7 protein-coding genes are annotated in these 13,389 nt (G+C 37.6%); all 7 read right to left on the bottom strand.

Annotated elements, in window-relative coordinates; genetic code table 11:
• Positions 1–33: 33 nt before the first annotated feature.
• The 7 genes from ACFOW1_RS04535 to ACFOW1_RS04505 all read right to left on the bottom strand — a co-directional run bounded on the left by ACFOW1_RS04535 (position 34) and on the right by ACFOW1_RS04505 (position 13,258).
• Entirely contained in the window at positions 34–1,671 is a 1,638-nt protein-coding gene (locus ACFOW1_RS04535; RefSeq protein WP_379012530.1) for a glycoside hydrolase family 28 protein, read from the bottom strand.
• Between the two features lie 99 nt (positions 1,672–1,770).
• A complete protein-coding gene (locus ACFOW1_RS04530; RefSeq protein WP_379012529.1) occupies positions 1,771–2,847 on the bottom strand; it encodes a pectinesterase family protein in 1,077 nt (358 codons plus the stop codon).
• Positions 2,848–2,855: 8 nt separating this feature from the next.
• Positions 2,856–3,779: an alpha/beta hydrolase gene (locus tag ACFOW1_RS04525; RefSeq protein ID WP_379012528.1), complete on the bottom strand. Its 924-nt coding sequence runs from the start codon at positions 3,777–3,779 to the stop codon at positions 2,856–2,858.
• A gap of 99 nt (positions 3,780–3,878) precedes the next feature.
• Positions 3,879–5,582, bottom strand: coding sequence for a glycoside hydrolase family 43 protein (locus ACFOW1_RS04520; protein WP_379012527.1), 1,704 nt, complete (start codon positions 5,580–5,582; stop codon positions 3,879–3,881).
• Positions 5,521–6,471: a pectinesterase family protein gene (locus ACFOW1_RS04515; RefSeq protein WP_379012526.1), complete on the bottom strand. Its 951-nt coding sequence runs from the start codon at positions 6,469–6,471 to the stop codon at positions 5,521–5,523. The genes ACFOW1_RS04520 and ACFOW1_RS04515 overlap by 62 nt, the downstream gene beginning before the upstream one ends.
• A gap of 92 nt (positions 6,472–6,563) precedes the next feature.
• Complete coding sequence (locus tag ACFOW1_RS04510; protein WP_379012525.1) at positions 6,564–8,510, bottom strand: T9SS type A sorting domain-containing protein; 1,947 nt, start codon at positions 8,508–8,510, stop codon at positions 6,564–6,566.
• A 158-nt stretch (positions 8,511–8,668) separates the two neighbouring features.
• Positions 8,669–13,258: a pectinesterase family protein gene (locus ACFOW1_RS04505; protein WP_379012524.1), complete on the bottom strand. Its 4,590-nt coding sequence runs from the start codon at positions 13,256–13,258 to the stop codon at positions 8,669–8,671.
• Positions 13,259–13,389: the final 131 nt, after the last annotated feature.

Here is a 13,389-nt window from a genome sequence, read left to right as displayed (position 1 = left end):
GCAGTAGTTGCGTCGCACACTGCAACGTTTAGATTACTTAATCATCAATGCCTTATCTGTTGCACCTGCAGAAAATTCTACCTTAGCTTTTGCTTTTGACCCATCACTATTTACAACAGTAATCGCTTTACAGTTAACACCTTTAATGCTAAATAATAAGTCTGCGTTACTATTATAGTCCAACTTATCGAAAGCAATATTTTTGCTATTTTGAATAGCCACTACAGGGTTTGTTTCAGCAACTATCAACTGAACATTTTTAAATGAGATGCCATCAGCTTCTTCACAAATAATGCCTCTTTTAGCTTTAATAACCATATTTTCCATAGCGATGTTCTTAATACTCATTTCTGGTAAGCCCCTTATAAACACCGCTTTTTCAGCACCATCACACACGATGTTTTTAACCAAGAAATTTTTAAACTGCGGTGTTGCATCTGTAACTGGTAATAGTTCTACTTTAGGTGCATCTCTTTGTTCACCAGCTAATGGCACAGGATCTTTAGCCATATAATACATGTCAAACAGAATTGCTTCACCAACAATATCTTTCATGTTAATATTATCGCAGTAAATATTTTCAACTATACCACCTCTACCTCTTGTGGTTTTAAAGCGCAAACCAATATCAGTACCTATAAATGTGCAGTTAGTAACATTAATATTTTTAGCGCCACCACTCATTTCGCTACCTATTACAAAGCCGCCGTGTGCATGATATACCACACAATTTCTCACAGTTACATTTTCGGTAGGCATGCCACGTTTACGACCTTCTTCATCTTTACCACTTTTGATACAAATACCATCATCACCTACATCAAATGTGCTGTTTTCTAGCAACACATTTTTGCAACTTTCAATATCTATACCATCACCATTTTGTGCATACCAAGGATTCTTAGCGTACACGTTTCTTACAGTTAAATTCTCACACATTAAAGGGTGCAAGTTCCAAGCAGGTGAATTTTGAAAGGTTACGCCATCTAATAATACATTTTTACACTTGGTAAATACTAATAAGTTCGGACGCAAAAAATCTTTAATATCTTCAAAATCCTTTGCTGTTTTATTACCATTTAATACACCAGCATCTTTAGTTATAGATCCCTTAAGAGATGACGCTGAAGGAAACCAAGTTTTTTTATCATCAGATAAAACACCACCACTTGCTAGTTTCGCTTTCCATTGTGTTTCTGTGAGTTTATCTTTTTTAATCGCACGCCATACGTCGCCATTGCCATCTATAATACCTGCACCTGTAATTGCAATATTTGTTGCATTAGTAGCAGATATAGGTGATTGATTTCTGGCTGCGGCTACGCCTTCCCAGAAACTTTCTATTAAAGGGAATTGTGTTTTGTCAGCAGTAAATTGTAGTAACGCATTTTTACTTAAGTATAAATTTACATTACTCTGCAAAACTACTGGGCCGGTTAACCAAAAACCATTGGGTATTAACACGACACCACCACCATTTTTACTACAAGCATTTACCGCATCATTGATGGCTTTTGTGTTTAAAAACAAGCCGTCAGATTTAGCGCCAAATTGTACAATATTAAAAGTATCTTTCTTGAACTTTGGAACTGGCACTGGAAGCAATGTAACTTGCGCCATCACACTAGAAATCGTAACTAACGAGGCAAATATCAATAAACAACGTTTCATAAAGCTAAAATCGTTTAGACGTAAAATTAGACGACAATGCTAAACACTAAACCGCTTTAGAAGCCCAATAGTGCCATTTATTTACGCAAACGTTGCCATTTAGTTATAAGCAGGTAACCACATGGTAGTGGCCTTAAAAATGTTTCGCAAATTGTAATTTTTTACTTCCGTTTTAGTCAATTGTTTACCCCATTTTACCCTATTTCTTGCATTTGCGCCCTCACCAGTTGAATTATATTCTGCGAATAAAACTGTCTTTTCATTGTCAGGATTACGCCAGTTATCCCAGCCTTCTTTTACAATATGGCTACCCATTTCAGTATTAATAAAGACCACTTTGGCATTTGGCCGCCAAGGCCTACCGAGATACACTTTCTTAGCCGCTGTATCAGCAATTAGTTTACAATCAAAAAATACAAAGCCAAACTGATGATTAGGCCTTGTAGAAGCGGCTGTAATAAATGAGTTGGTCAGGCTTTTTATTGTGCAGCTTTGAAACACACAAGTGGCTTCACCAAAAATAAAATCAGTAGTACCTTCTATATAGCAGTTTTTGTAGTACTGACGGCTATTTTCAGTAGCTGCATACAAGGTATCTTGATTACCAAGCAGCTTACAATCCTTTATCATAAACCTATCACCCTCTACATGCAATGCCACAGCCTGCCCTATTCTGCCAGCAGTATTTTGTATGGTTAAGTTTTCAATAGCAATATCATTGCCTTGTATTAGCACTGTGTACGATGTATAAGTGCTAAACTTGGTAGCACCAGTATTATCTTTTGTCAGTAATGGCTTTTGCGAGTAATCGTTGCCCGTAATAATGGTACTATCTATATCCTCACCAACAAGCGAAATATTGGTTTTCCAACTTGGTATCACCAACTTTTCTTTGTAAACCCCTTTTTTAATGTAAATTCTCACTTGCACTTGCGATAAATCTCTCACGCTATTTACTGCTTCTTGGATGGTTTTAAAATCGCCGCTACCATCAAGTGCTACATTGAATTGTGTAGGATAAGGCGGCCCTGGTGGATTATATTGTGCTATCACTATTTGTCCTAGCAACAATAACAGCGTTAATAATGCTGTTGCTTTTTTTATGTAACCAGCAGTAGCACTTTTATCATCTTTTGTTGCGTCGCACACTGGAGCGTTTAGTTCTTTATTGATCATCGCTGGCCTTATTTAGAAACTGTTGTATTTACAAACCCCATCTCTTTCAACCAAGCTTCACACAAGGCTTTCCATTGCTCAGTAGAACCTAAATTATTGTTCATAGCTATGGCATGCCCACCTTGTGGAAATACATGAAAACTGGTAGAAATATTTTTCTCAAGCAAAGCCTTGTAAAATAACAAGCTATTAATGGGTGGAACTGTTTTATCATTAAACGCATCGGCAATAAAGCAAATTGGTGTGGCAGTTGTTACATGTAACTCAGCAGAATAGTCATAGATTAATTGCTGCGATGGTGTGTCGCCTAGTAGATTGGTTTTACTGCCTTTGTGTGCGTCTTTACCCATGGTTATTACTGGCGACACCAAAATCATAAAATTAGGATGCGCAGATACGGTATCGAGTGTATCATTAATAATAGACATATCTTTTGTAAAGCAGCCAGCCATTGCAGCTAAGTGACCACCTGCACTTGAGCCTTGCACACCAATTTTTGCAGGATTAATGCCCCATTTAGTTGCATTCGCTCTCACAAGTTTAATGGCTCTTTGAGCATCTTGCAGTGGCGCTAATTCTCTTTGTACTAAATCAGGTGAAGTGGGTAAACGATAATTAACTACAAATGCACTGATGCCCATTGTATTAAACCACTTAGCCACTTGAAAGCCCGCCAAGTTGTAAGTAATATGGTGGTAACCACCGCCAGGAAATATAATGACAGCCGCACCAGTATTATCATCTTTAGAAGGTAAAAAAGCATACATGTAAGGACTAGCTATTTGTATGGCTCTCTCGTTTACAATACTGTCTTTAAGAGCCAAGCCTTTTGTATTAAGCATTTTGCCTTGCGGCCAAAGCGGTATTATTTCTTGTGCGTTTACAGTACCAGCAACAAGACAAATAAAGGCAATGCAAAAAATAGATTTCATAGTATTAATTGTGGCTATAGATGAACAAAGAGACAACTGATCAAGTGTGCGACGCAACCAATGCTGATAAGCGCTACCAAAGCTTACACCATAAAATATCTACTGAATGGGCGCTACTCGAAACCAATCAAAATCGGCAAAACCTGAATCATTAATTTGTGTTTGTCTAGTGCAGAAAATACCCACTTTCGCACCAATCCATCGCCCCACTTCTGCGGTAAATACGTCACCCACTTTTGTAAAGTTTGTTCCATCAAAACTATAAGCAAACTGACACAAGCCACCTTTAATTACCGACACTCTACAGTACACCGTAGCTGAGGGTGCTTTCATAATTTCTATCTCTTTTTCGGGCTTGCCTTTGTCCGCATCTTTGCACAAAGTGTGTAATAAATAAATACCGTCATTCTTACTTTTTAAACCAATACTGGCATAACTAAAACCCATGATTGTTAGCCCAGTTTTTTCATTTTCTAGTTTTGGGTTTGGGTTAAATGTAAGCTTGGTAGTGACCATAAATTCTTCGGCAGGAAACTTTTGTAGCAACACATTTGGTGCGCCCCAAAGATTAGCAATGCTATCCGTTTTATCTGAGAATAATCGCAGCGAGCCATTGCTAATATTGGTAAAAGCCCAAGTAGCTTTTGGGTTAGCCATCCATTGCCATTGCAAGCCCAAAGTATTGCTATTAAATTCATCGCTTTCGGCAGGAGTAGCTATTGGATAGGTTTTGCCAACGTTTGGTTTTTTATACACTAAAACAGGTTCGCCAATACCATCGCCATCCTTGTCAACACCCATTACTGGCCAGTTGTTTACCCATTTCATAGGTTGTAAATGTAATATACGTCCATACAAGCCTTTATCTTGAAAATGTAAAAACCAATCTTCGCCAGTTTGCGTTGTAACCCAAGCACCTTGGTGTGGTCCGTTGGTAATAGACGCACCTTGCGCTAACACTACTTTACGTTCGTAAGGACCGTAAATATTTTTAGAACGCAACGCTATTTGCCAACCTGTAGAAACACCACCCGAGGGTGCAAAAATGTAGTAATAGCCATTGCGTTTATAAAACTTAGGACCTTCTACAGTTGGGTCTGTCTCATGGCCATCAAATACTAGCTTACCATCGTCTAAAACCTTTGTACCATCGTCACTTAAACGCTTTACGACTAAAATACTTTTAATACCAGCACGACTACCTGCATATGCATGTACCAAATAGGTTTTACCATCATCATCCCACAAAGGACATGGATCTATTAAACCTTTACCAGCCTCAACCATAACCGGTAAAGACCAAGGACCAGCAGGATTTTTTGCTTTTACCAGATAAATACCAAAGTCAGGGTCTGGATAATAAATGTAAAATTCGCCGTTGTGAAAGCGAATACTTGGCGCCCACACACCACCACCATGTTGCGGCTTAGAAAATACATTATAAGGTGGTTGTTTTAACAAGGCATGACCAATAATTGTCCAATTCACTAAATCTTTAGAATGCAAAATTGGTAAGCCAGGTATATCTTCAAAAGATGAAGCCACAAGGTAGAAATCGTCACCAACACGTATCGCATCTGGATCAGAATAATCGGCATGAATAATAGGGTTTTTGTAAGTACCGTTACCATTGTCTACCATCCAAACTTTAGATACAGATAGGCTTTGTGAAATAGCTTGTAAACTACCAACTGCCCAAAAAAGCAAAAGACAAAGCTTTTTGTACATATTATTTTGAAATTTATTCTTTAGGCATCCAATTGCTAAATATGGTTTGGATGGTGTAGCTTTTTGCTTCTTCATCCGATAACTGTTTTGCCCATGTCACTCTGTTGATAGTTTCAGCACCTAAGCCAGTATTTTTATATTCTGCAAAGCGAGCAGTTTTGTAGTTCTCTGTGTTGTTCCAGTTGCGCCAGCCTTCGGGTAAAATATGCGAATCAATATTACAATTAAGATAAACAACTGCCGCATAAGGCTGCCAAGGACGACCTAGAGAAACGCCATGCAAACCTGTATCACCAGTTAATGTACACTTGTTAAATATATAGCCAAAAGGATGATTGGCAGGTGTGGATGCTGCGGTAACGTGAGAGTTCTTTTTGCTGTGAATATGACATTGTTGAAACCAAACCGTAGCAGAGCCAAAAATAAAATCGGTAGTACCTTCTATATAACAGTTTTTATAGTATTGCCTACTACTATCGTTGTTGGTAAACAATACATCTTGGAAGCCTATAAAACGGCAATTGTAAAATGCAGCTTTATCGCCATCCATTTCAGCAGCTACAGCTTGCCCTGCTGTAAAGCCTGCATCATTTTGAAAGGTGATATTTTTAGCTGTAAAATCATTAGCCTTTAATAAAAAACTATAAGATGTTCTAGTATTAATCACAGCACCATCTGCCCCAATTTTACCAGTATGGTCATCGTAAGTAAGAATGGTTTTCTCTGCACTTTCACCGACAAGTGTTACAAAGTTTTTACCTGCGTCAAGATGTAATTTTTCTTTGTAGATACCATTCTTCACCATAATAGTAATTGGTGTTTGATTATTTACAGGCACCGCATCAAATGCAGCCTGTACAGTGGTTACATCGGCATTGCCGCTTTGTGATACTATAACAACTTTAGGTTGTGCATGTATCATTATTGTAACAAAAATACCCAAACATAAAAGTGGTAATTTCATTCTTATTATATTTTACATAATGCAAACTAAAACAAATTAAGAAGCGAGTACCAGTGGCACTCGCTTCTTAATTTGTGTGACTCACATTTATTTTATTGAACACTAATTGTTTTATTAATTCGAGTCGCATCATTACTTACAGATAATCTGTATAAACCTGCATTCAAGCTAATAGGTAATTGCAAGCTAAATGTTGTTGTACCACCGTCAAATTGAATGGCTTTAGACAATATTGCCTGACCTAAATTGTTAAAGAGTTCAATGTTGTAGCTACCCTTAATTAGATTTGATAATTGCACACTTACTTGCTTGTTTATAATCGGGTTTGGATACACGTTTACAGCAGCAGTGGTAATATCAGCAGCAGTAGTAACAACAGCACTGTAAGCGAAAGAACCGTCTCTATCAACAGCTTTAATGCGGTAGTAATTTGTAGCACTTGCTGACGAAGCATCTATAAAGTTGTAGGTACCAGCATTGGAAGCTACAACTGTACCGATAGCAATAAAACTAACACCATCTACAGAACGTTCAACAGTATAGCTAGCGGCATTGATTTCGGTCTCAATATTCCAGCTTACTTTAACTATGCCACTTACTTTATTGGCAGAAATATTGGCAAATTTTACTGGCAAAATAGTGCCATTTGTAACACCAAAATTACCAAACGTTGTAAAGCCATTTGAAGAGGCAAAATAAGGATCAACAACCGTTCCACTTCCCGTTACAGTAGGATTTACTAATCCAAAATTAGACCATGCACCAGCAGTATATTGCATTAAATTAACTGTATTTGTTCTTACAAATGACGAACCTTCATCTGCTGCAAGCCAACCCAAACCAGCAGTAATATTTACAGTTTGCGTACCCAATTTATTAATTGTCCATTGCTTATTTACAACTGAATTGGGAAGAACAGGTGCATTATCAAACGTATTTTTCAGAGATACACTAAAGCTATCTGTAGTACCTGTATTAGTAAGTGTTACAGGTGTGTAACTAGTACTTGAAGTACCTACCGGAAATAAAGTTGCAGTAGCACCAACGCTACGTTTTATTCTGCCAGTGCCCGAAAGTATAAAATACTGACCAACGCCTACACCTGTTTTAAAGGTACCATTTGCAAGAGTGGCATCGATAGTACCACCATTATTTACATTTATTACTACTTTACCATATGAAGTAGGGCCACCAGCACTTGTATCACAGTTAAAACCGCCTGAACCTAACTTTAACGTGCCATTAATATTAAGCGTTACTACAGAACTTGGACTGCCCAATGGTGTAATATTGACATTACCAGTAGAATTACTCAAGTCAAGTGTTCCATTGATGTTATACGTATAATTTCCAGCAGCAGTGGTGCTATTTGCGCCATTATGAAAATAACCAGTACCAGCAGATAAGGTAACGGTCTTTCCTGCATTTATGGTAATTACATTATTATCTACAACTGTTGGGTTATAAAGTGTTGTCAAAGCATAGTTAGCCGACTGGGTAAGTGTTACATTTTGATCTATGACAACATTAATATTTGGCTGACCCCCAGCTATGCGGATTCTATTAATTTGTGTAACGCCAGTACCCGTTAATGTAAAGCCATGAGAACTTGTATCAGAACCATAGGCTTCTAAAACAATCGCATCGGGCCCTGTTGTTAAACCGCCAAGCATGCCATTATTCGTAATTACCAATCCATAACCATGATAAGGCCTTAAAGTTCTTGATGTGCCATCTGATATTAGCGAACCACCAGCATTAATAGTAAGATTTTTTAAATTTTGGGTACTTGTGAGTTTTACAGTATGACCACTTTGAATAATAACATCGGCAGAAGTATCGGGGTAATTAATACCAGCGGTTGTACCCGAGGTTGCTCCAGTAAATCCGCCATTAGGACCTGTTGTGGATATTTCCCAAGTTGAATAAGCATTGTAATTGCCAGAAGTTACAGATCTAAATACTTTTTGCGAAAAAACATTTGATACGAAAGCTACAAATAGTAGTAAAAGTGATAACCGTGTAGAAGTTCTTTTCATGATAGCTGTGTTTTATTGTTAGATGGTACAAAGGAAATTTATTACAACAATTTTACTTCACTATAAAGCAGGATACTACGCAATCGTTCCCAAAGGCTATCAAACCAAAAAAATTGCTACACTTTTTAGGGTGTAGCAATCACATCTATAAAGGGGTATTATAGTTTTATAAAACGCGACACTTCATGTATTTCATTATCATCAAATACAATTAAATAGCTTCCAGAAATAAATCTGCTAAAGTCAATGAAAGTTTGTGTTGTACCAGCTAATAATTGTTTGGATATAAGAATACTTCCATTTAAAGATATTACTTTAAGCGAGGCATTTTTTGATGCTTTTGAATGCGCAATATTTAGTATATTAATTACTGGATTTGGATAAGTACTCAATTTTACACTTAGCTGCTTTGTAACACTTACTGTTTTGCTATATGTAAATGTTCCATTTTTATCAATCATTTTTAAACGATAGTAAGACACACCATCTAAAGGTGACATATCAGTAAATCCATAAGTATTAATTGCGCTCGAATTATTACTATTTACCACACCAATCGGGTAGAAATTATTAGCGTCCGTACTTTTATCAATCTCAAAAGATTGGGTATTGATTTCGTTTGATGTTACCCAAGTTAAATTAACTCTGTCGATATCAAGTGCGGCATTAAACGATTGTAACACTAATGGCAAAACACTAGTATTAATTACTGTGAAAGTGCCAAAATCTGTAATACCACTTGCACTAGCTACATATGGTGTTGCGCTAACGCCAGAACCTGTAATAGTTGCATTATTACCAACCCAAGTTGTACCATTATAACGAATAACAGAAATCGCAGATGCAGGATTAAATCCAGATGCTTGGTCAGCTGTAAGCCAACTAAATGTTGCAGCAATATTTGAGCCCGTTGCATCTGGCGTAATAGTCCACTGTTTATTAACTACTTGTGTTGCTGATGGCACAGCATTATCAAATGTATTTTTAACAGATACAGTAATATTATTGGCGGTACCAGAATTATTGATAGTTACAGGATTGTAGGAAGTTGCAGATGTACCAACAGGGAAAATATTACTTCCTGTGGCTACATTATTTAATTTAATACCGCCTGTACCATCTGTAATAATATAATTGGTTGCAGATGCACCAACTATAGAAGAAGTACTAAGTGTACTTGACCCTAATTGTAGATTACCTGAAGTAAGCGTTAATACTCCTCCTACAACTGCCGTGCTACTACTAAGTGCAACACCAGAAGCGTTGTTGATGGTTAAAGCGTTGACAATAGCAGGTAGCAGTGTGCCAGTAACTTGCGCTGCAGAGCCATTAAAAATATAGTTAGCTGTCGTGCTTAAAGACTTTAAACCCGAGTTAGTTATATTGCCATTGAGGCCAGAAAGTGCTGCAGTAGTAATACTAGCACCATTGGATACTGTAACATCACCAGAGCCACTAATAACAGATGTGTTTAAATTTAAACTACCATTTACAACCACACCAAAACCTGCGTTTGGTAAGGTTAAATTAGAGGTTAAACTATAATTACCATTTACATTAAACTTGGTATTATTGGCATTAGTACCAGCGTAGTTAATCACTTTACTTACACCATTTAACTCTACATCCAAATTAGTACCAGTACCCATATTAGATAAAAAAGTACCGCCAGATATATTAAAATCTGAAGCAGTTGCCAATGTATCAATAATGGTTCCAGATTCTCTGAAGTTAACAGTGCCACCAGTTTGGTAAAAACCGCCTGGAAAATTTACTTTACCAGTAGCATTTACAAATGAAATATAAGTAGTACCTGTGTTAGCAACAGTAAAACTACCAAGCACATTGGTTGCATTTAGTGTATTTCTAAATGCGTAATAGTTAGCTTGTGATGGGCAGTTCCAAATGATATTACCATAAATAGAAGTAGTTTTAAAAATTCCAGTTTGATTGCTTGTAATCCCTGTTATAGAAAGTGTTGCGCCAGCCTGACATTTCATAACGTTTGGCGTAAGATTACTATTAGCGTTATGCTGATAAGTGGCTCCATTATTTACAAATACACTATCACCCGCATTACTAAAATTAAACCCTGTACCAGCGTAAACAAATGTCCCATTAATAACAGTGGAAACATTACCGTTTGTACCCATTGAGCCTGCTACTGTCATAGTTCCATCTATCTGTAAGTCGGTAGTTGCAGTAGATGGCGCACCATCATTGGCAATATTCAAATTAGCACCAGCACTTACAATTAACTGACCACCTTGCTTAACTTTTGTAAGATGTATATAACCCGAACCATTTGCCAATGTTGCAGAAATGGTAACAGTATGACCACTTAAAATAGAAGTTATACCAGAATTATTATATACAGGATATGCCGGCGCAGGGGTAACCCAATTAGTGCCATCGTATCTCTCCCATGTTGCCAAATTCGTCCAATCACCACTTTGATGACTCTGAAAATCGCCCGCTACAGGGTTGAGTGTAGATAAACCTACAACATATACATTCTTTAACTTTCCGTATCGCCCTGTATTAGAGCTACCACAGCTATTATATATTCTGAAGTTCAGTGTTTGCCCCGAAAGAATGGTAATACCAGTCGCACCATTTACTGCCAATCTGAAATTAGCATTCGTACCTGATGTTTCATTTATAAGCGATAATGGTGTACCAAATGCTGCACCAGGAACATCGGTAGAATCGGCTGTTGTGAAAGCAGTTTTTGAATATACAATTGCTAGCTTGGTATTGCTAGAAGTATTGTAAAAAGAGTTGTTTAAAATAATAGAATCTAAGCGTACTGTATAACCTGCTGCAGCTGTTACAGTAAACTCTTCATAGTTTGTTCTATTCAAATTACCGCCAGGCCCGCCTGAACCAGTAGTCCATGAACCTGCTGCTGAAGCAGCATAAGCCTGACCATAAGTTGCAGAATAAGCAGTTACACCCGATACAGAACCATCCGCAGTAACTAATTTATTTAAGGTAGGCGTTGTAGCTACGATACCCGTAGCACGAACCGCAGCACTATCTTGATTATTAGTAGTTAATGGCCAATACTCAAGAATCGTAGAAACCGTGAGCGGTGTCGCCTGAACGATACCAGTAACTGGTACTGTTACACTCGCAGCACCAGTACTTGTAAGTGTAATATTACCAGAATAACTACCAGCCGTTGTACCATTAAGTCTCACACTGATAGTAGTATTAGACACATTACCAGAAGTTTGTGTTAATGTTAAAGGTGTGCTACTGTTGTTCCAAGTGGCACCGCCATTGGATGAAATCTCAAAATTAGCAGGTGCCGTAATAACAATATCATTGGTTAATGAAGTACCGGATGCTACAAATGCTTGTGTATTGGAAGGGATGCCCACACCTTGTGAAAAACTACCAAGCGTACCTGTAGTAACAATAGTAGGGGTACTAGAAATAGCAACGGTGTCGGTAGTATGAGAGGCATAACCAGTTTTGGATGCTATTATATAATAATAATATGTTTGACCTGGTGGTGGAATACTTTCTGAATATGTAAAATTAACTGCGGTATCATTTACTGAAGTTTGTTCATTAACTTTTGTAAAAGCTACTTTATCACTACTTCTGAACAGCTCATATTTTATTGCGGTCATTGGCCAGCTAATGTTCCAGTTAAACACAGAGGTAGACGTGCCTTTTATACCAGTAAAATTCGCTACAGCAATTGGTGAAGGTACATAAGTTGCAAAATCTGCCCTAGTTGTATTTGGATCCCAGCCACTTAGCATATTAGGTAAATTGTAACCAATTGTGTCGGTAGCACTAAATTGCTTAGACCAGCTCACTCTTTGGCTCACATCGGCCGCCGAGCCATCGGTTTTTTTGCTTTGAAATTCTGCGTAGGTAATATTGCTTGTGATAGTATTAGCATCCCAAGTACTCCAACCTGCAGGATTTACAGTGTACGGCAATGTACAATTCAAGTAAATTGTCTTTTGATTAGTAAGTGCTTCACTCGGACTAGGCCATGGACGGCCTAAATAATAACTAGTACCACCAGTATTGGCAGGTATTACGCAGCCTCTAAATGTAAACCCATAAGCTTGACCTGCAGGTGTATTAGCAGCAGTCATGAATGATGCCCCCGTTCCAGTTTTGGATTTTGCATAAACAACACATGAATCAAAAACGGCAACAGAGCTTCCAAATATAAAATCTATATTACCATCAATATAGCAGTTTTTAAAATACGAACGCGGCACACCACTACCTTTTACATATAATGTATCTTGGTTAGCCATTAACCTACAATTCTTAAAAGCTACTCTATCAGCGTTTACCAAAACAGCAACTGCCTGCGAGCCATCACCAAAAGTATTGGCAAATGTGATGTTAACAGCAGTAAAGTCCGATGCATTAATGGTAAAACTTGCAGAGTTTTGCGTACCTAAAATTGTTGCAGGATCATCATAATAAACAAAAACATTGGCAACACTTTCACCAACAATTTGAATATATGGCTTAGTAGATGGAATGTTTATTTTCTCTCTGTATTTTCCATTTCTAATATAAATAACCCAAGGCGAGGCTGCAGTTGCAGTAGTAGGTGCAGCGTCAATTGCAGCTTGGAGAGTTGTAAAATCACCCGAACCATCCTTTGCCACTGTTTTATTGTACTGTGCATTTGCAATTTGTGCAAACATCGTAGCAAAAAATAGGCAAAACAATGCCTTTGATGCGGAAGTAATAAATGTTTTCATATGATTTTTTTATTGTGAGTGATTTTAGGCAATCGATATTTGAGCAAGCATCTACGCAATAGACAAAAGATTGAGTCCCAATGTATCATTGCATTGATTTACAGAAAATTACATCAAAGCGATTAGGTAAA

This window comes from Parasediminibacterium paludis (genome assembly GCF_042651445.1).
GTDB lineage: Bacteria > Bacteroidota > Bacteroidia > Chitinophagales > Chitinophagaceae > Parasediminibacterium > Parasediminibacterium paludis.
This window is presented reverse-complemented; position numbering and strand designations above follow the sequence as displayed.